Below are 18,324 nucleotides of genomic sequence, written 5' to 3' on the forward strand. Positions count from 1 at the left end.
GGATAACCGCGACCAGATCGCATGGAGGCTAGCAGGAAATCTATGGCGGTTCGGGAAGGTTTCGCCGGGACGGCGTCGTGAGTCGCCGGTTGCTACCGGCTACCGGTAATGCCTGGACTGCGGGTGACGGCAACCCCCTACGGTTGCCAGCGGTGCAGACGCGGGTCAGCGCGACGGCAATCGTAAGGCTTTGACCCGATACGCGCCGATAAGGCGCCGTTCAGCCCGCGACACGAAAGGCGCACCATGACCCAGCCAGCGGAATTGACTGCCCATGCGGAGCCCGGGGCCGGGTTCGAAAGCCAAGTCACGCCCCTGCTCGGCGACCTGCACCGGCATGCGCTGCGCATGACCCGGCACCACGCCGACGCGGAGGATCTCGTCCAGGACACGATGGCGAAGGCCTTCGCGGCCTTTGACTCCTTCCGGCCGGAGAGCAACATCTCGGCCTGGCTATATCGCATCCTGGCCAACACCCACATCAGCAACTGCCGCAAGGCGCAACGTCGGCCGGTGCAGCATCCGCCCGAGGGAATTACGGATATCCACTACCTGATGAGCGCCGCACACTCGGGCACGGGTCTGCCCTCGGCGGAAGATCAGGCCCTCAAGCGCTTCGGCGATCAGGACGTCATCGCTGCGATGCGTGCCCTGCCCGAGCAGTTCCGCGCCACGGTGTACTACGCGGATGTGCAGGGCATGCCATGCAAGGAGATCGCGGCGATGATGAACGCACCGGTCGGCACCGTTGTGTCCCGGCTGCATCGGGGACGGCGGCGGCTGCGCGGGATGCTCGGTCAGTCGCACCGCGGCCAAGTCCGCGGCGCGTCAAGGGATCTGGTGCAAACGGCGTAACGTCAGCGTGAGTCGAGAAATGTGATGACCGCGCGAACGCGACGGTGGTCGTCGTCGGTTTCCGGCAGCCCGAGTTTGGTGAGGATGCTGCGGACGTGCTTTTCCACCGTGCCCTCTGTCACCCAGAGCCGTCGGGCGATGCCGGCGTTGGAGCGGCCCTCGGCCATCAGCTCCAGCACCTCCAACTCGCGCGGGGACAACGCCGACAGCGGATCGTCCCGGCGCCGCCCGGACACCAGCTCCTGCACCACCGCGGGGTCGACCACCGAAGCGCCTTTGGCGATCCGCTGCAAGGTGTCGACAAAGTCGGCGACATCGGTGACGCGGCTCTTGAGCAGATAGCCGATGCCGCGACCGCTGGCGAGCAACTCCATCGCGTGCTCCACATCCACATGCGCCGACAGCACCAGAATCCCGGTGTCGGGGAGTTCCTCACGGATCACCCGTGCGGCCTCGAGACCTTCCGTCGTGTGGGTGGGCGGCATCCGGATGTCCACCACCACCACGTCAGGACTGGTGTTGCGCACCAGCGCCAGCAGCTCGACCGCGTTGCCCACCTGACCGACGACACTGAATCCGGAGCGGTCCAGCAGGCTGGCCAGTCCTTCGCGCAGCAAGGTTTCGTCGTCGGCCACCACCGCGCGCAGCGGGGCCGGCTCGCTGCCCGCCTCGGCGGCGCTTGTTTCCGTTGTCAATGCCGTGTCCTTCCGCATCGCCGCTGAGGAACCATCTTGCCCCTTGCTTTGTCCGTTTTCCAGCAATTACGCGGGCCCCGGAGTTGGGCGGCGACGCCTGACATCCCGCGTGGTCAGGACGGGGTCGGCTCTGCCGCGGCGCGACTCGGCTACGTTGGGTTCCGTCGGAGCCAGCCCCTCGAGGAGTTGCGATGAACGCACCCAGCCCGGACGCGATCCGCGCGGAAACCATCACCATCACCGGCCACGGCGGCGACGAGATCGAGGCCTACCGCGCGTCGCCACTTGCCGAAGGGTCCCGCGGCGGCATCGTGTGGATCCACCACATGCCCGGCTACGACCGGGAAACCAAGGAGTTCGTGCGGCGGCTCGCGGTCAGCGGCTATCACGCCGTCGCCCCCAACCTGTATTCGCGCGAGGCGCCGGGCGCCGCGCCCGACGACGCCGCCGCGACGGTGCGGGCCGCCGGCGGAGTGCCCGACGAGCGTCTGGTCGGCGACGTCGCCGGCGCGGTCGAGCACCTGCGCTCCTTGCCGGGCACCAACGGGAAGTTCGGCGTCATCGGGCACTGCTCGGGCGGACGGCACGCGTACCTGGCGGCGTGCTCGCTGCCGTTCGACGCCGCGGTGGACTGCTACGGCGCGTTCATCGTGGAAGACCGACCGGAGGGCATGCCCAGAGCCATGCAGCCGATCCTGCACCTGGCGCCGAAGCTGAGCTGCCCGCTCCTTGGGCTGTTCGGGGCCGACGACAGGTTCCCGGCGCCGCCCGCAGTGGCCACCCTGGATGCCGAGCTGACCAAGTTCGACAAGCCGCACGAGTTCCACTCCTACGAGGGCGCCGGCCACTCGTTCTTCTCCGTCGACCGGCCGGCGTACCGGCCGGAGGCGGCCGTCGACGGCTGGCGGCGCATCGACGAATTCTTCGCCACCCACCTGAAAGGCTAGGCGTCCCAGCACATGTGCACATACCTCACCGAACACGTGCGGATCGACGGCAGCGGCAAGGGAAAGAGCGGCTGGTTCGGCGCCAGCCGCGCCACGGTGTACGTCGACCATCCCGTCCACGCGCCCTACGGCCACACGGTCAATATCGACGTGATCAACCCGGAGCTGGGCCCGGCGGCGCGCGTCGCGCTCGAACTCACCGAGGAGAGTGCCCTCGCGCTGGCCGACGCCATCCACAAAGCGATCGCGAATGCGCCGGCCGGGCTGGCCTCGAAGGACCAGCCGTGAGCCCCGAGCGGGACTACCCGCAGATGGCCGCCACCCGCGGGCGCATCGAGCCCGCGCCGCGCCGGGTCCGCGGCTATCTCGGCCACGACCTGGTCTTCGACACCACCGCGGCCCGCTATGTGTGGGAATTGCCTTACTACCCCGCGTATTACGTGCCGCTGGTGGATGTCCGTACGGAGTTCCTGCGCGACGAGGACCACCCGCAGAAGGTGCAGCTCGGCCCGTCTCGGCTGTACTCGCTGGTCGGCAAGGACCAGACCCATCCGTCGGCGGCGCGGGTGTTCGACGACGGCGACGGCCCGGTGGCGGGCACCGTGCGATTCGAATGGGATCCGTTGCGGTGGTTCGAGGAAGACGAGCCGATCTACGGCCACCCGCGCAATCCGTATTCGCGGGTCGACGCGCTGCGCTCGCACCGGCATGTCCGCGTCGAGCTGGACGGAATCACCCTCGCCGACACCGGATCCCCGGTGCTGCTGTTCGAAACCGGCCTGCCCACAAGGTATTACATCGACCCGACCGACGTCGCGTTCGAGCACCTTGAACCCAGCCCGACGCAGACGCTCTGCCCGTACAAGGGCGTGACGTCCGGCTATTGGTCGGTGCGAGTGGGCGATACCGCGCATCCGGATCTGGCGTGGACTTATCACTACCCGCTGCCGGCGGTCCACCAGATCGCCGGGCTGGTGGCCTTCTACAACGAGAAGGTCGACATCACCGTCGACGGCGTCGCGTTGCCCCGGCCGCAGACGCAGTTCGGCTAAGCCGAACGCCCCGCCTCGAGCGAACGAAATCTATTTTTAAACCGTTGCACATACGCCTGAAACATTCCGGGCAAAGGCTTCACCCGTCTACGGCGTCACTTCGCACCGCAGCTGATTTATAGCCCGCCGGCTCGAATTGGGGTGTGTCTGAACCATGTTGCCCTATCCCGATTGGCTGAACCCCGGAGACAACGCCTGGCAGTTGGTGGCCGCGACTCTGGTCGGCCTGATGAGCATTCCAGGCATCGCCGTGCTGTACGGCGGCATCGTGCAGAAGAAGTGGGCCGTCAACACCATGCTGATGGCCTTCACCGGATTCTCGCTGGTGCTGGTCGTGTGGGTGCTCTGGGGATTCAAGATGGGGTTCGGTGAGCCGCTCAAGCTCGGCCCGGGCATCCTGAGGGCCGCGGTCGGGATTCCGCACACCATCCTGGGCACCGACAACCAGGGACAGGCCGTCATCCCGCTGTTGGACGGCACCATGCCGAAGTTCCGCTTTTCGGAGACGACGCTCGCGTACTTCCAGTTCGTGTTCGCCGCCATCACTCCGCTGCTGTTCCTCGGCAGCGTGGTCGGCAGGATGAACTTCAAGGTGTGGCTGATCTTCGTGCCGCTGTGGTCGACGTTCGCCTACTCGGTCAACGCGTTCCTGGTGTGGGGTGGCGGCTGGTGGGGACAGGCCGGCGCGCTGGACTTCAGCGGTGGGTACGTGATCCACCTGGCCGCCGGAACCAGCGGATTCGTCGCCGCAGCTGTGATCGGCCCCCGGCTCGCGCGCGACCGGGAACGCGCGGTGCCCAACAACCTTCCGATGGCCGCGGTCGGCGCCGGCATCCTGTGGCTGGGCTGGAACGGGTTCAACGGCGGTGACCCGTATTTCGCCGGTGCCGACGCCTCCCTGGCGGTGATCAACACCAACCTCACCACTGCCGTCGCGCTGCTCACCTGGGTGATCTGGGACATCTTCGCCAGTAAGGCGCGCAAGCCAACCTTCCTGGGCGCGGTCAACGGCATGATCACCGGGCTCGTCGCCATCACCCCGGCGGCCGGCTACGTCAACAGCTTCGGCGCGATGATCATCGGCGTCGTCGCCTCTTCCCTGGTCTGGATGTCGTGGAACTGGCTCGGCCGCACCCGGCCGTTCAAGAAGGTCGACGACGCCCTCGGTGTGGTTCACACCCACGGCATGGCGGGCCTGGCGGGCGGGCTTCTCGTCGGGGTCCTCGCCGACCCGAAGGTCGTCGTGTACCTGGGCGGCAGCACCGGGACGGACGTGACCTTCGCCGGTTGGCTGTATGGCCACCATCCCAAACAAATCCTGATCCAGCTCGGCGCCGCGGCCACGATCATCGTCTGGGACGCGCTCGTCACGTTCATCATCCTGCGGGTCCTCGGCCTCTTCATGAAGTTGCGCATGCCCGACGAGGTCCTGGAGACCGGCGACGTCGGCGTGCACGACGAGGAGGCCTACCCCGACGAGGGGCTGGTGACGGGCCGGCGAGTCGAGCCGGTGACGGCCACGCGGACCCAGTCGGCGCCAGCCGAAACCGCCGACGATTGAGATGGTGACAACGCCATGAAGCTGGTCACCGCGATCGTCAAGCCATTCACGCTCGATGACGTCAGGCACGCCGTCGAGGCCGTCGGGATCCTGGGCCTGACCGTCACCGAGGTCCAGGGGTACGGCAGGCAGCGGGGGCACACCGAGGTGTACCGCGGGGCCGAATACGCGGTCGAGTTCGTGCCCAAGGTCCGCGTCGAGGTACTCGTCGATGAGGCGTTCGCCGACCGTGTCGTCGACGCGATCATCGGCGCCGCGCGCACCGGCAAGATCGGCGACGGCAAGGTGTGGGTGTCACAGGTGGAGAAGGTGATCCGCATCCGGACCGGCGAACGCGACCACGACGCGCTCTGAATAGCTAAATGCTTGGGGCCGGTGACGCGCCCAACTGGGCAAAGTGTGACGATCACCTCTTTAATCGATCAATTTTAAGAATTTCCTTATTTATGGACTGCTGTCCACTCGGCGAGGCGGTTAGCTGAGCCGTCGAAAATTGCTGTCTGCCAAGGCCGCTGATCTTCGCCATCCGATTATTCACGATTTATCGTTTAAATCCGCGCGCGGCCCAATAACGGTCAGCGCCGTGACGTGGATCACACAGATCGTCGCGAAATATTTTTGCTCCGAATTTGGTCAGTAAAATTTGTTAAAAGCAATCACCTCCGGGCGCTATAAGGCGGCTCATCCAGGGCCGCGTCTTGGGCGCACCAGACGTACCACGAGCGAGCGAAGGCGGTGCCGGCATGCGCGGCGTGAACCACCGGAAGCACAACGGCGAGGACCAGTCCATCGAATTGGCCACGGCACCGGGATTTCCGATTGTCACGCGGATCGCCCTGGGCCAGGGTCCGATCAGCGGGATCGTCGCCAGCCCGGAGGGCGGCCGACTGGTGGTGGCCAACTACGGCTACGACAGCGTCTCGGTCATCGACGCCCACGCCTGCCGCGTCGTGCAGACCGTTGCCGGCCTGCCGGAGCCCTTTGCGCTCGCCATCGGCTGCCGCGACACCAACCGCGCATACGTCAGCACCGCGACACCGGCGTATGACTCGATCGACGTCATCGACCTGCCGACCAACACCGTCATTGCGACGCATCCGCTGGCGTTCAGCGTCAGCGACCTGGCGGCCAGCCCGGACGGCGACTACGTCTACGCCAGCCGCAACGGCGCCGCCGGTCCCGACGTCGTCGTCCTGGATACCCGGACCGGCGAGGCCGAGGAGATCGTCCTGCCCGGCCGCCCCGGGACCACCACGGAATGCGTGCGGTCCAGCGCGGACGGAAGCCGCCTCTACGTGGCGACGAACGGCCCCGGCGGGGGACAGCTCGTCGTCATCGACGCGCAGGCGCCGGCCCGCTCCCGCGTGCTGAAAACCGTCGAGATCTGCTTGCCCATCCGCGACCTCGCCCTCAGCCCCGACGGTGCGACCGCCTACGTGGCCAGTTGCGCCCCCGAATTGGGGGCGGTGATCGACGCCGTCGACACTCGCACCGCCAAGATCATCGGTACCAGCAAGATCAGCGAGATCTCCGGCATCCTCACCCGCCTGACGCTCAGCCGCGACGGCGATCGGGCCTACCTGGTCAGCGACGACGGCGTCACCGTGCTCTCCACCCACACGCAGGACGTCGTCGGCACCATCCGGGTGGCCGACGAGCCGTCGTGCGTGGTCGAAAGTGCCGACGCCAGGTTCCTCTACATCGCCGACTACTCCGGCGCGGTCACGGTGGTCGGGACCGCGGCAGGCGCCGGGTCCGACAGCGAAACGGCGCCGGAGTGGGCAGTGCCCGAGCTGCTGCCGGCCGAACCGGCCCTCGCGTAGTAGAGCCCGCAAACAAGCCCGCAAACAAGCGTTGTCGGGGGAACCCGTTTTCTCCTAGCGCTGTGCGGCGATAACATTCGCCCGACCGCACACGAGGCGGTGCCGCGTCGACGCGAAGGCGGTACAGCGATGGACAGCACGATGCAGGACTATCCGCTGACGATCGCCGCGATCATGCGGCACGGCTGCGGCATCCACGGGGCACGCACGGTCACCACCGCAACGGGGGACGGCTACCGGCGAACGACCTACCGCGAGCTCGGCCACCAGGCCGGCCGCCTGGCGAACGCGCTGCGCCGCCTCGGCGTGACCGGGGACCAGCGCGTCGCGACGTTCATGTGGAACAACGCCGAGCACCTGGCGACCTACCTCGCGGTGCCGTCGATGGGCGCCGTCCTGCACACCCTCAACATCCGCCTCTTCCCGGAGCAGATCGCCTACGTCGCCAACGAGGCCGAGGACCACGTCGTGCTGGTCGACGCGTCCCTGGTCAAACTGCTTGCGCCGGTCCTCGGCGAGCTCAAGACCGTGCAGGCGGTGATCGTGGTCGGCGACGGTGACACGGCGGCGCTGGAGGCATCCGGCAAGACCGTGCTGTCCTACGCCGAAGTGATCGGCGCCGAATCCCCCGACTTCGACTGGCCCGAGCTCGACGAGCGGTCCGCGGCCGCCATGTGCTACACCAGCGGCACCACCGGCAACCCGAAAGGCGTTGTCTACAGCCATCGTTCGAGCTTCCTGCACGCGATGGGCGGATGCACCACCAACGGCATCGGCGTCGGGGCGGTCGACAGCGTGCTGCCGATCGTGCCGATGTTTCACGCGAACGCCTGGGGGCTGCCCTACTCGGCGCTGATGGCGGGCGCCGACCTGGTGCTCCCCGACTGCCACCTCGATGCCCGCTCGCTGATCGGCATGGTGGAAACCCAGCGGCCCACCGTCGCCGGCGCCGTGCCGACCATCTGGAACGACGTCCTGCACCGCCTGGAGGACGAACCCGAACACGACATGTCCTCGCTGCGCCTGGTGGTCTGCGGCGGCTCGGCCGTTCCGGTGTCGCTGATGCGCACGTTCGAGGAGAAGCACGGCGTCCAGATCCGCCAGCTGTGGGGCATGACGGAAACGTCGCCGATGGCCACCATGGCCTGGCCGCCGCCGGGAACCCCCGAGGACCAGCACTGGGCGTTCCGCGCGACGCAGGGCCAACCGGTGTGCGGGGTGGAGATGCGCATCGTCGACGACGACGGCGCGGTGCTGCCCAACGACGGCACCGCCGTCGGCGAGGTGGAGGTCCGCGGCCCGTGGATCACCGGCTCCTACTACCTGGGCCACGACGACTCCAAGTTCGACTCCGGCTGGCTGCGCACCGGCGACGTGGGCCGCATCGACGACCGCGGCTTCGTCACGCTGACCGACCGGGCCAAAGACGTCATCAAGTCCGGCGGCGAATGGATCTCGTCGGTCGAGCTGGAGAACTGTCTGATCGCGCACCCGCAGGTGCTCGAGGCCGCTGTCGTCGGGGTTCCCGACGAGCGATGGCAGGAACGGCCGCTGGCGGTCGTGGTCGCCAAGCACTCGTCGGTGAGCGCCGAGGAGCTGCGAAAGTTCCTCGCGGACAAGGTGGCCCGGTGGTGGCTGCCCGAGCGATGGACGTTCGTCGAGGAGATTCCGCGGACCAGCGTCGGCAAGTATGACAAGAAGGCCATCCGGGCGCGCTACGCCGAGCATGGCTACTGGGTGGTCGAGTCGCGCGACTAAGGGGGCGGCTCTCGTGCGCGAGCAGACGCAAAGTCGCATCTTTCGGCGCGCGATTACGCGATTCTGCGTCTGCTCGCGAGGAAGGTGAGGTGTCTTCATGAGCCTGCGGGTCATTCAGTGGGCGACCGGGTCGGTCGGAACGGCGGCGATAAAGGGCGTGCTGGAACATCCCGACCTCGAACTCGTTGGCTGCTGGGTACATTCGCGGTCCAAGGCCGGCAGGGACGTCGGCGACATCATCGGCACCTCGCCGCTGGGCGTGACGGCGACCAACAGCGTCGACGAGGTGCTCGCGCAGCCCGCCGACGCAGTCATCTACGCGCCGCTGCTGCCCAGTGTCGAGGAAGTCGCCGCGCTGCTGCGCTCCGGCAAGAACGTGGTCACGCCGCTGGGATGGTTCTATCCGACCGAAAAGGAAGGCGCCCCACTGGAAGTCGCGGCCCAGGCCGGAAACGCGACGCTGCACGGCGCCGGCATCGGGCCCGGTGCGGCCACCGAGCTGTTCCCGCTGCTGCTCTCGGCGATGTCCACGGGCGTGACCTTCGTTCGCGCCGAGGAGTTTTCCGACCTTCGCACCTACGGCGCGCCGGACGTTCTGCGTCACGTGATGGGCTTCGGCGGGACGCCGGACAGCGCGTTGACCGGGCCCATGCAAAAGCTGCTCGACGGCGGCTTTTTCCAGTCGGTCCGGCTGTGTGTCGACCAATTGGGCTTCGCCGCCGATCCGCAGATCCGGTCGTCGCAGGAGGTGGCCGTGGCGACCGCGCCGATCGACTCGCCGATCGGGCCGATCGAGCCCGGCCAGGTCGCCGGACGCCGCTTCCACTGGGAGGCGCTGGTGGGTGACATCGTGGTGGTGCGGATCACCGTGAACTGGCTGATGGGATCGGAAAACCTCGACCCGCCTTGGTCTTTCGGGACCGGCGGGGAACGCTACGAGATCGAGGTGCGGGGCAACCCGGACACCTTCGTGACGGTCAAGGGCTGGCAGCCCGAAAGCGTGCAGGCGGGGTTGGCGAGCAATCCGGGGATCGTCGCGACGGCCGCGCACTGCGTCAACGCGGTCCCCGCCACCTGTGCTGCCCCGGCGGGGATACAAAGCTTTTTCGACCTGCCCCTGATCACCGGCCGGGCCGCCCCAGGGTTGGCGCGCTGAAGGAAAGGCCTTATGCCAGTGCCACAATCGCTCGTCGTCGGCGAATCCCTCGTCGTACCCGTCCCTGCCGAGGAGGCCTTCCAGCGCACGCTGCCCGCACCGCTTCCCGAGCTTTTCAAGCGCCGGCACGGCCCGATTCCGCCCGTCCGGGAGGTGCGCGAGCAGACCGGCGCATGGGACGCCGCGGGCCAGACCCGCGTCGTGCACCTGGCCGGCGGCGCCAGCATGCGCGAGGAGCTGACCAGCGTGGACCCGCCCCGGTCGTTCGGGTACCGGTTGACCAAGATCCGAGGTCCCATGGCGCTGCTGGTCGATCATGTTGTGGGCGAATGGATCTTCGCGCCGGCGGCGGGCGGGACCGAGATCACCTGGCGCTGGGACATCTACCCCAGATCGCCGCTGACATCCTGGGGCCTGCCGCTGTTCGGCCGCATCTGGAAGGGCTACGCGCGACAGGCGCTGCGGGACCTCTCGACGATGCTGACGGGCTGACCCCGCCGGGCCGTTGCGGGCCTTTCGGTACGGTCGACACCATGTGCCGACTTTTTGGCTTGCACGCCGGGACGGACGTTTGCACCGCGACCTTCTGGTTGCTGAACGCTCCCGATAGTCTGTCCGCGCAGAGCCGCAAGAACCCGGACGGCACCGGCGTCGGTGTATTTGACGCGCACGGTCGGGCGCAGCTGCACAAGGAGCCGATCGCGGCGTGGCAGGACACCCAATTCGCCACCGAGGCGCACGAATTGACCGGCACCACCTTCGTCGCCCACGTTCGGTACGCGACGACGGGTTCGCTCGACGTCCGCAACACCCACCCGTTTCTGCAGGACGGCCGGATCTTCGCGCACAACGGCGTGGTCGAGGGCCTGGATGGCATCGACGAACGGCTGCGCGAGCTCGGCACCGACGGCCTGGTGCTGGGCGAGACCGATTCCGAGCGGGTGTTCGCCTTGATCACCGGCTCGATCCGCGCCCGCGACGGCGACGAGACGGCGGGCCTCGTCGACGCTGTGCGGTGGCTCGCCGCGAATGCGCCGATCTACGCGGTCAACGTCCTGCTGAGTACGGCCACCGACATGTGGGCGCTGCGCTACCCCGACGCCCACGAGCTCTATCTCCTGGACCGCCGACTCGATGGTGCACCCAATTTCGATATGCAGACCAACCGAATTCGCGCATGGTCTGAGCCGCTGTGCAACCGGTCCTCGGTGGTGTTCGCCACCGAGCGGATGGACGAGGACCCACGCTGGAGTCTGATCGCACCTGGCGAGCTCGTCCACGTCGACGCCGGGTTGCGTGTCACCACAGAGTTGGTGCTGCCCGACCCGCCGAGCCATCAGCTCCGTCGCGAGGATCTCAGCGAGTCAGTTCGGCGCGCGCAGCACACCGGTACATCCGCGTGACAACCAGACGCGCGCTCGTGCTGGCCGGCGGCGGGATAGCCGGAATCGCCTGGGAGACAGGGGTTCTGCGCGGCATCGCCGATGAGTCCCCGGCGGTGGCCCGACTCCTGCTGGATTCGGAGGTGCTGGTGGGGACCTCGGCGGGTTCCGCTGTCGCCGCCCAGATCGGCAGCGGCTGCCCGATCGAGGCGCTGTTCGACCGGCAGGTCGCCGAGTCGTCGGCCGAGATCGATTCCGGCGTCGACATCGACGACATCACCGAGGTCTTTTTGGCCGCCTTGGGCCAGCCCTGCGACGACGCGCTGGACCGGACGCAACAGCAGATGCGGCGGATCGGGGCCGTGGCGCTGGCGACCCAGACCGTCCCGGAACCCGTCCGGCGCCAGGTAATCGCCCAGCGCCTGCCATCACACGACTGGCCAGACCGGTCGTTGCGGATCACCGCAATCGACGTCGCCACCGGCGAACTGGTGGTCTTCGACCGCGACTCCGGCGTCGGGCTGGTGGATGCGGTGGCGGCCAGTTGCGCGGTGCCGGGGGCCTGGCCGCCGGTGACGATCGGCGACCGGCGCTACATGGACGGCGGCGTCGGCAGCTCGGTCAACCTCGGCGTGGCCGGCGATTGCGACGCCGCCGTGGTGCTGGTGCCCTCGGGGCCCGACGCGCCGGCGCCGTTCGGCGCCGGGCCCGCCGCCGAGATCGCCGCGTTCGCCGGCGCGATGCACGCGGTGTTCGCCGACGACGACTCGCTGGCCGCTTTCGGGCCCAACCCGCTGGACCCGCGCTGCCGCATCGACTCCGCGGTGGCCGGGCGCGAACAAGGCCGCCGCGAGGCGCGGGCCGTGGCGCGGTTCCTGGGCGCCTGATCAACCCTCGAGCGCCGGCGAGCTCGTCTGTTCCGGATCGGTTTCGAAGGCGTCCAGGGCCCGATCGGCCTCGGCGCGTCCCGCCGCGATCACCTCCACCGCACGGTGAAAATCCAGGCTGCGGCAGGTCGAACGCGGCACCTCGATCAGCAGGTCGGGCGGATAGGCCGACAGCGTATGGCGGGTCAGCGCCGACTGCGCGATGTCGAACGCGCGGTACACCACCTCAAAGCTGCCCAGTTTCGGAACGACGCTCGCCGCGTCGAGTTCGCCCGCCCCCGGCGGCGATTCCTCGTCCCAATCGTCCGACCAGGTGTCCGCGCCGAATCGGCTCAACACGGCGCGCGCGGTCGGCCGGTCGAGCAGTGACCTAACGGCCGTCGTGTCGAGCAGCGCAGAAGTGCTGCGCACCATGCGGTTCAACCATTCGGCGGTGGCGCCCGGCTCCGGTTCTCGCTTCGGGATCACCTCGCTGCCGCTGACGCCCACAGCGATCGTCAGGTCGGCGTTGACCGCGGCCAACGGGGCCATCGGCAGCGGGTCCAGGATGCCGCCGTCGGCGAGCAGGCGTCCGCCCACTTCGTGCGGGGCGATCACGCCGGGAATCGCGATAGACGCCCGGATCGCCTCGTCGAGCGGGCCGCGCTGAAACCACACCGACTTGCCGGCCAGCAGGTCGGTAGCCACCGCCGTATAGGGAATCGGCAGTTGCTCGATGGCGACCGGGCCGAGGATGTCGCGCACCGCGTCCAGAATCTTCTCGGCCCGCAACACCCCCGCCGCGCTGATGGACGGGTCCAGCAACCGCAAGATGGTGCGCTGTGTCAACGACTTCGCCCATTCGGCGAACTCGTCGAGGCGTCCGGCCGCCTGCAGACCGCCGATGATCGCACCCATCGACGAACCGGTGATGCCGACGATGTCGTAGCCGCGCGCCGACAGCGACTCGATCACCCCGATGTGGGCGTAACCGCGGGCGCCGCCGCTGCCCAGCGCCAGCGCCACCCGGGTCGGTGAAGATCGACGCGCCACCGTTCCGCCACGTCCGCCGGGCATGCGTTCATTTTGCTCGACCGAGGCCCCCTCGGCGGCCGGGGAGGCAGTTTTTGTACCCGTGATCACAATTGGCGGTGGGCGCGGAACGCTACCCGCATTCGTCGTTGGCGGCCGCGCGGGCGGCGGTGATCACGGCCGCCTGTCGGGCCGGTGTCAGGTCTGCCCACCGGGCGTTCCAGGTGCCGGCCGTGCCCGATTGCGAGGCCTGGACCATCCGCAGGTACGGCTCGAACAGCGACCCATCCGTCTTGGGCTGGGCCTCCATCCAGACCTTCGCGGCGTGGCAGGCCTGGAAATACTCCTCCTCGGTCGAGTCCGCGGGCACATCGACCCTGGTCGTCACCCCGCCCGGCGAGAGGCCGACCGCGCCGGGCGGCGGCGACGCGGGACCGCCCGGGATGCCCGACGGCCGTGCCGACGGCACGGCGACCCCGCCGTTGGGCGCGCCCTGCGAGCAGCCCGTGACCGCCACCAACAACGCCGCGATGAGCACCGCACCCCGTTGTCCGGGGGAACGACCGCACCAACGCACCTTCCCAATCTATGCAACACTGGCTGCCGTGACGGAGCGCTTCGGATTTTGCGAGTGTTGTCGGCCCTGACCCGCCGCCGCTTGCCCGATCCGTTCACCCTGGAGCTCCCCAATGTCTGTTCCCGTTGCGACGCGTGCTGTCGCCTCCGGTGCGCTTCGCCCCCTGACCGTCTCGTCGCCGTCCTCGGGACCCACCCGGCTGCGGGTGCCCGACCTGCTGCATGCCACCGACCAAGCCGCCGACCAGGTTCTCAGCGGGCGCTGCGACCACCTGCTGCCCAAGGGCGGGATACCGGAGTCCAAGCGCTGGTTCACCCGCATCCACGGCGACGACGAGCTGGACGTTTGGCTGATCAGCTGGGTTCCCGGTCATCCCACCGAGCTGCACGACCACGGCGGGTCGCTGGGCGCGCTGACCGTGGTGTCCGGATCACTCAACGAATTCCGTTGGGACGGAAGGGGCTTGCGCAGACGCCGGCTCGACGCAGGTGATCAGGCCGGCTTCCCGCTCGGCTGGGTGCACGACGTGGTGTGGGCGCCCAGGCCAGTCCCGGAGCCGGTGGACACCTTCAAGGTGCAGCCGACGCTGAGCGTGCACGCCTACTCGCCGCCGCTGACGGCGATGTCGTATTACGAAGTCTCCGAGCGCAACCGGCTGCGCCGCCAGCGCACCGAACTGACCGACCAACCGGAGGGACCCTGATGAGTCGCATCGACGTCGTCCTGAGATCGGCCCGGCGCCGGTTTCGCCGCCTTCGCGCCGTCGAGGTGCCCGAGGCGCTGCGGCGCGGGGCCGTGCTGGTCGACATCCGGCCCCAGGCCCAGCGATTCCGCGAGGGCGAGATACCGGGCGCGCTGGTGATCGAGCGCAACGTCCTGGAGTGGCGCTGCGACCCGACCAGCGATGCCCGGCTCCCGGAGGCCGTCGACGACGACGTCGAGTGGGTGATCGTGTGCTCCGAGGGCTACACGTCCAGCCTGGCGGCGGCCGCGCTGCTGGATATCGGCCTGCTCCGCGCCACCGACGTCATCGGCGGCTACCACGCGCTGGCCGGTTCCGGTGTGCTGGACCAGCTGCTCGGTGATTCGGGCCCCGACACGCTGGCGAACGCTGGCAGAACCGTTCGACGTTGGCTCTAGCCGATGGCGGCGACCCGCCGCGCCCGGTCCCCCGCAAGCGGGAGGTGCCCCCAACGCGCGCTTGCGATCGCCGCTAGCCGTTGGAGTGCAGCAGCGGCCGGAGTTTTTCCGTCTTCTCCGGCGTCCAGCCGGGCGGCGACAGCACCGCGGCCCAGCCGTTGGCCACGTCGGCGACGTAGTGGTGCCCATGCCCGTCCGGCACGTCGACCGCGACCGCCATGTCGGCCGAGACCTGCAGGAACGTGACCACCGGGATCCAGTAGGTCTCCGGCAGCACGTCGTAGCCGCGTTTCTCGCGCAGCCAGTCCGGCTTGGCGAACAGTAGATCCGGGGTCCACCAGGCGATCGGGTCGGAGGCGTGCTGCAGATAGACCACCCGCGGGTGGTCCCATGCGGCGTCGGGACGGCCGAGATCGCTTGCGCGAGCAACGAATCGGACGTTCTTGCCGTCGTTGTAGATCGGCAGCCACTCCGGGGAGCCGGCGTCGCGCGTCGAGGTCAGGTCCGTCCAGATGGTGTTGTTGAACGTCGGCCCGCTGAACAGCGCGCCGTCGGTGCGGGCCAGCACGTTGTTGAGGCTCATGAACGGCGCCTCGCCCCCGAACGATCCCAGGCTTTCGCCGAACACGACGAGCTTGGGTCGCTGCGCTTCCGGCATCTGGCGGATCAGCCGGTCGACGGCCTCGAACAGCGCCTGGCCGGCGTGGCGGGCGTTTTCCTTGTCCACCAGAAACGAAAGCCAGCTCGGCAGGAACGAGTACTGCATGCTGACGATCGCGGTGTTGCCGTTGTACATGTACTCCAGCGTCGAGGCCTCCGCCTCGTTGATCCAGCCGGTGCCGGTGGTCGTCGCGACCGCGACGACGGCGCGCTGCAGCCCACCAGTGCGCTGCAACTCGCGCGCCGCGAGTTCGGCGGTCGCGGTGATGCCGTCCGCGGAGTTCAGCCCGGCGTAGGCGCGAATCGGCTGCATGGCCGGGGATCCGTTGAACGTGCTCAGCTCGTCGACCCGCGGGCCGCCCTCGATGAAGACGCGGCCCTCCCGGCCGAGCGACTCCCACGACACCAGCGACTGCGGGCCACCGGACCGCAACGGCGTTTTGGGTGGTGCGGTGTCGGGGCTCTCCTCGTTGTTGGCCGACGCGAAGGTGTTGTTCATCGTCCGCATGGCGAACTTCAGCACGACGCCGTTCATCAGGGTGATGCTCAGCACCACCAGCGCGACCACGACGATGGTCACCGAGAGGCGAAACGGTGCGATCCGGTCCAGCTGCCCGACCAGGAAACTGATCAGCCACCGGATGAATTGGCCGATTTCGACGAGCGTGAACAGCACCACGATCGACAGCACCGCGGCAATGGGGTAGTCGTACCACTTCAGGTGCGCGACGCCCATCAGGTCGCGCACGCGGTCCTGCCAGACGTGGAACCGGATGGCCATCACGACCATGCCGGCCAGCCCCACCGGGATCAGCACCTTCCATGCCCAGCGCGGCGGCGGCGGGCTGTAGTTCCGGGTGCGCATGTAACGGACCAGCCAGACGGCGAAGACCCCCAGCCCGTAGCCGATGGCACCGGAGAACCCGCTCACGAGGCCCTGAAACACCGCGCCGCGGGGCAGCAGCGACGGTGTCATCGAGAACCAGATGAAAACCAGGCCGACCGCGGTGCCCATGAAGGTGTAGTGGCGCACCCACCAAGGCTTTTCATGCGGATGCGCCTCGTGCTTGTGGGGTGCCTCAGCGGCTTCCGGCGCGGCTTCGCGCACCGCTTCGTCGTCGGGGGCGGTTGTCGCGGGACCCGGGTCGCTCATCGAAGCGTCCTATCGGTGGGTGAAGTTGGGGGGCCGCTTCTCGATGAATGCCGCCATCCCCTCCGACTGGTCCTCGGTCGCGAACGTCGAATGAAACAGCCTGCGCTCGTAGAGAAGTCCCTCAGACAGGGTGGATTCGAAGGCGCGGTTGACGGCTTCCTTGGCCATCCGCGCCGCCGAGCGCGACATCTGCGAAATGGTGGTGGCAACCGCCTTGGCCTCGGTCAGCAGGTCGTCGGCCGGCACCACCCGCGAAACCAAGCCGCTCCGTTCGGCTTCGACGGCGTCGATGGTGCGCCCGGTCAGGATGAGGTCCATGGCCTTGGCCTTGCCGATGGCGCGGGTCAGCCGCTGCGAACCGCCCATGCCCGGCAGCACACCGAGTTTGATCTCCGGTTGGCCGAACTTCGCCGTGTCGGCGGCGATCAGCAGGTCGCACATCATCGCGAGCTCGCAGCCGCCGCCCAGCGCGTGTCCGGCCACCGCGGCGATGGTCGGGGTGCGGACCGCGGCGAGTTTGCCCCAGCCGGCGAAGAAGTCGGCGCCGAACGCGTCGGCGAAGGTCAGGGCGGACATTTCCTTGATGTCGGCGCCGGCCGCGAACGCCTTGGCCGAACCGGTGATGATGATCGCGCCGATTCCGGGATCTTCGTCCAATTCGGTTGCCGCGCTGGTGACTTCGGCCATCACCTGGCTGTTGAGGGCGTTGAGCGCCTGCGGCCGGTTCAGCGTGATGATCCCGACCCGCGCATCGCGCTCGACGAGGATGGTCTCGTAGTTCTCTGTCACGCCAACCGCCTTTCTAGAATTTCAAGTCGTCGTCGACCGGCGCGAAATACGCGTCCACGTCGGCCGCGGTGACCTCGGCCAGCGTCGCCGGGGACCATTTGGGATTGCGATCCTTGTCGATGATCTGCGCGCGGATGCCCTCCACCAGGTCGTGGGAGCGGGCCGCGGCGCTCGACACCCGATAGTCCTGCACCAGAACGTCTTCCAGGGTGTTCAATTTGGCGGCGCGACGTACCGCCTGCAGCGCCACGGACACGGCGATGGGGGAGCGGGTGGCGATCAGGTCGGCGGCTTCGATCGCCGGGCCGCCATGGCTGCGCAGGGCCGCGAGGATTTCTTCCACCGTGTCGCCCGCGAAGCACGGGTCGATCCAATCGCGTTGGGCGACAAGCTCGCTCGGTGGTGGTTCGACGGCATGCGCGGCCAGCGCACCCTCGACGCCGTCCTCGACGATCGCCTTGGCGAACGCGTCCAATTCGTCGTGCGGGACGTAGTGGTCGGCGAATCCCATGGCGATGGCGTCGAGGTCCGGAAGTTCTGGCGCGACGAATATCTGCTCGACGGCCAGATCGGGCGCTTCGCCAAGCCGTACGTGTCATTGATGGACGGCATCGTGATGGGCGGCGGCGTGGGGGTCAGCGCGCACGGCAGCGTCCGCGTGGTGACCGAAACCTCAAAGGTGGCAATGCCGGAGGTGGGCATCGGGTTCGTTCCCGACGTCGGCGGGGCGTTCCTGTTGTCCCGGGCGCCGGGTGGGCTGGGGCTGCACGCCGCGCTGACCGGGGCGCCGTTCTCCGCAGCCGACGCCATCGCCATGGGATTCGCCGACCACTACGTCCCGCACGACGAATTGGACGCGTTCGCCAAGGCGATCGTCG

General features: G+C 68.3%; 20 protein-coding genes and 1 pseudogene. 15 read left to right on the forward strand and 6 right to left on the reverse strand.

Annotated features, from left to right (window positions below; translation table 11 throughout):
* The first annotated feature begins 246 nt into the window (after window positions 1–246).
* Window positions 247–855, forward strand: a complete 609-nt coding sequence (locus A5712_RS11010) for a sigma-70 family RNA polymerase sigma factor (protein ID WP_068104388.1) — start codon at window positions 247–249, stop codon at window positions 853–855.
* A gap of 2 nt (window positions 856–857) precedes the next feature.
* Here A5712_RS11010 and A5712_RS11015 read toward each other — a convergent pair whose 3' ends face one another.
* Entirely contained in the window at window positions 858–1,502 is a 645-nt protein-coding gene (locus A5712_RS11015; protein ID WP_369830385.1) for a response regulator, read from the reverse strand.
* A 239-nt stretch (window positions 1,503–1,741) separates the two neighbouring features.
* On the opposite strand from A5712_RS11015, the gene A5712_RS11020 reads away from it, so the two are divergent.
* From A5712_RS11020 to A5712_RS11070, 11 genes are all read left to right on the forward strand, one after another.
* A complete protein-coding gene (locus tag A5712_RS11020; protein ID WP_068104392.1) occupies window positions 1,742–2,497 on the forward strand; it encodes a dienelactone hydrolase family protein in 756 nt (251 codons plus the stop codon).
* A 12-nt stretch (window positions 2,498–2,509) separates the two neighbouring features.
* Window positions 2,510–2,785, forward strand: coding sequence for a DUF6295 family protein (locus A5712_RS11025; RefSeq protein ID WP_068104395.1), 276 nt, complete (start codon window positions 2,510–2,512; stop codon window positions 2,783–2,785).
* Between the two features lie 23 nt (window positions 2,786–2,808).
* Window positions 2,809–3,549 (forward strand): DUF427 domain-containing protein, encoded by a 741-nt coding sequence (locus A5712_RS11030; RefSeq protein WP_068104429.1) that lies wholly within the window; start codon window positions 2,809–2,811, stop codon window positions 3,547–3,549.
* A gap of 154 nt (window positions 3,550–3,703) precedes the next feature.
* Window positions 3,704–5,110, forward strand: coding sequence for an ammonium transporter (locus A5712_RS11035; RefSeq protein WP_068104397.1), 1,407 nt, complete (start codon window positions 3,704–3,706; stop codon window positions 5,108–5,110).
* A 15-nt stretch (window positions 5,111–5,125) separates the two neighbouring features.
* Complete coding sequence (locus A5712_RS11040; protein ID WP_068104400.1) at window positions 5,126–5,464, forward strand: P-II family nitrogen regulator; 339 nt, start codon at window positions 5,126–5,128, stop codon at window positions 5,462–5,464.
* 389 nt (window positions 5,465–5,853) lie between these two features.
* Window positions 5,854–6,933 (forward strand): YncE family protein, encoded by a 1,080-nt coding sequence (locus A5712_RS11045; protein ID WP_068104402.1) that lies wholly within the window; start codon window positions 5,854–5,856, stop codon window positions 6,931–6,933.
* A gap of 129 nt (window positions 6,934–7,062) precedes the next feature.
* Window positions 7,063–8,691 carry a long-chain fatty acid--CoA ligase gene (locus A5712_RS11050; RefSeq protein WP_068104404.1) on the forward strand — a complete coding sequence of 543 codons (1,629 nt, stop codon included), beginning with the start codon at window positions 7,063–7,065 and terminating at the stop codon, window positions 8,689–8,691.
* Window positions 8,692–8,788: 97 nt separating this feature from the next.
* On the forward strand, window positions 8,789–9,847 hold the full coding sequence (locus A5712_RS11055) for a dihydrodipicolinate reductase (RefSeq protein ID WP_068104406.1): 1,059 nt from the start codon (window positions 8,789–8,791) through the stop codon (window positions 9,845–9,847).
* An 18-nt stretch (window positions 9,848–9,865) separates the two neighbouring features.
* On the forward strand, window positions 9,866–10,339 hold the full coding sequence (locus A5712_RS11060) for an SRPBCC family protein (RefSeq protein ID WP_156766518.1): 474 nt from the start codon (window positions 9,866–9,868) through the stop codon (window positions 10,337–10,339).
* Window positions 10,340–10,380: 41 nt separating this feature from the next.
* Window positions 10,381–11,250 (forward strand): class II glutamine amidotransferase, encoded by an 870-nt coding sequence (locus tag A5712_RS11065; protein ID WP_068104410.1) that lies wholly within the window; start codon window positions 10,381–10,383, stop codon window positions 11,248–11,250.
* On the forward strand, window positions 11,247–12,116 hold the full coding sequence (locus tag A5712_RS11070) for a patatin-like phospholipase family protein (RefSeq protein WP_068104412.1): 870 nt from the start codon (window positions 11,247–11,249) through the stop codon (window positions 12,114–12,116). The genes A5712_RS11065 and A5712_RS11070 overlap by 4 nt, the downstream gene beginning before the upstream one ends.
* On the opposite strand, the gene A5712_RS11075 is transcribed toward A5712_RS11070, so the two are convergent.
* On the reverse strand, window positions 12,117–13,172 hold the full coding sequence (locus tag A5712_RS11075; RefSeq protein ID WP_156766517.1) for a patatin-like phospholipase family protein: 1,056 nt from the start codon (window positions 13,170–13,172) through the stop codon (window positions 12,117–12,119).
* 88 nt (window positions 13,173–13,260) lie between these two features.
* On the reverse strand, window positions 13,261–13,704 hold the full coding sequence (locus A5712_RS11080) for a lipoprotein LpqV (protein ID WP_068104417.1): 444 nt from the start codon (window positions 13,702–13,704) through the stop codon (window positions 13,261–13,263).
* 112 nt (window positions 13,705–13,816) lie between these two features.
* On the opposite strand from A5712_RS11080, the gene A5712_RS11085 reads away from it, so the two are divergent.
* Window positions 13,817–14,407: a cysteine dioxygenase gene (locus A5712_RS11085; protein ID WP_082973389.1), complete on the forward strand. Its 591-nt coding sequence runs from the start codon at window positions 13,817–13,819 to the stop codon at window positions 14,405–14,407.
* Window positions 14,407–14,844, forward strand: coding sequence for a rhodanese-like domain-containing protein (locus A5712_RS11090; RefSeq protein WP_068104421.1), 438 nt, complete (start codon window positions 14,407–14,409; stop codon window positions 14,842–14,844). Before A5712_RS11085 ends, A5712_RS11090 begins: the two co-directional genes overlap by 1 nt.
* A 73-nt stretch (window positions 14,845–14,917) precedes the next feature.
* On the opposite strand, the gene A5712_RS11095 is transcribed toward A5712_RS11090, so the two are convergent.
* The 3 genes and pseudogenes from A5712_RS11095 to A5712_RS11105 all read right to left on the reverse strand — a co-directional run.
* A complete protein-coding gene (locus A5712_RS11095) occupies window positions 14,918–16,657 on the reverse strand; it encodes an alpha/beta-hydrolase family protein (RefSeq protein ID WP_068104423.1) in 1,740 nt (579 codons plus the stop codon).
* A 9-nt stretch (window positions 16,658–16,666) separates the two neighbouring features.
* Window positions 16,667–17,446: an enoyl-CoA hydratase gene (locus tag A5712_RS11100; protein WP_068104425.1), complete on the reverse strand. Its 780-nt coding sequence runs from the start codon at window positions 17,444–17,446 to the stop codon at window positions 16,667–16,669.
* Window positions 17,447–17,459: 13 nt separating this feature from the next.
* Window positions 17,460–17,969 (reverse strand): annotated as a pseudogene (locus A5712_RS11105) (enoyl-CoA hydratase/isomerase family protein); the annotation flags it as partial.
* Between A5712_RS11105 and A5712_RS11110 the strand changes: the two are divergent.
* Window positions 17,928–18,324: enoyl-CoA hydratase/isomerase family protein (locus A5712_RS11110; RefSeq protein WP_369830383.1), on the forward strand; the 397-nt coding region annotated here is incomplete at its 3' end. The pseudogene A5712_RS11105 and the gene A5712_RS11110 sit on opposite strands and share 42 nt — an antisense overlap.

It is taken from the genome of Mycobacterium sp. E2327, from assembly GCF_001672675.1.
Lineage (GTDB): Bacteria > Actinomycetota > Actinomycetes > Mycobacteriales > Mycobacteriaceae > Mycobacterium.

What these genes read in the sequence shown, in the direction of transcription:
- A5712_RS11010 (WP_068104388.1), top strand. Translation starts at nt 247, where the DNA reads ATGACCCAGCCAGCGGAATTGACTGCCCATGCGGAGCCCGGGGCCGGG.
- A5712_RS11020 (WP_068104392.1), top strand. Translation starts at nt 1,742, where the DNA reads ATGAACGCACCCAGCCCGGACGCGATCCGCGCGGAAACCATCACCATC.
- A5712_RS11025 (WP_068104395.1), top strand. Translation starts at nt 2,510, where the DNA reads ATGTGCACATACCTCACCGAACACGTGCGGATCGACGGCAGCGGCAAG.
- A5712_RS11030 (WP_068104429.1), top strand. Translation starts at nt 2,809, where the DNA reads ATGGCCGCCACCCGCGGGCGCATCGAGCCCGCGCCGCGCCGGGTCCGC.
- A5712_RS11035 (WP_068104397.1), top strand. Translation starts at nt 3,704, where the DNA reads ATGTTGCCCTATCCCGATTGGCTGAACCCCGGAGACAACGCCTGGCAG.
- A5712_RS11040 (WP_068104400.1), top strand. Translation starts at nt 5,126, where the DNA reads ATGAAGCTGGTCACCGCGATCGTCAAGCCATTCACGCTCGATGACGTC.
- A5712_RS11045 (WP_068104402.1), top strand. Translation starts at nt 5,854, where the DNA reads ATGCGCGGCGTGAACCACCGGAAGCACAACGGCGAGGACCAGTCCATC.
- A5712_RS11050 (WP_068104404.1), top strand. Translation starts at nt 7,063, where the DNA reads ATGGACAGCACGATGCAGGACTATCCGCTGACGATCGCCGCGATCATG.
- A5712_RS11055 (WP_068104406.1), top strand. Translation starts at nt 8,789, where the DNA reads ATGAGCCTGCGGGTCATTCAGTGGGCGACCGGGTCGGTCGGAACGGCG.
- A5712_RS11065 (WP_068104410.1), top strand. Translation starts at nt 10,381, where the DNA reads ATGTGCCGACTTTTTGGCTTGCACGCCGGGACGGACGTTTGCACCGCG.
- A5712_RS11075 (WP_156766517.1), bottom strand. Translation starts at nt 13,172, where the DNA reads ATGCCCGGCGGACGTGGCGGAACGGTGGCGCGTCGATCTTCACCGACC.
- A5712_RS11085 (WP_082973389.1), top strand. Translation starts at nt 13,817, where the DNA reads ATGTCTGTTCCCGTTGCGACGCGTGCTGTCGCCTCCGGTGCGCTTCGC.
- A5712_RS11090 (WP_068104421.1), top strand. Translation starts at nt 14,407, where the DNA reads ATGAGTCGCATCGACGTCGTCCTGAGATCGGCCCGGCGCCGGTTTCGC.
- A5712_RS11095 (WP_068104423.1), bottom strand. Translation starts at nt 16,657, where the DNA reads ATGAGCGACCCGGGTCCCGCGACAACCGCCCCCGACGACGAAGCGGTG.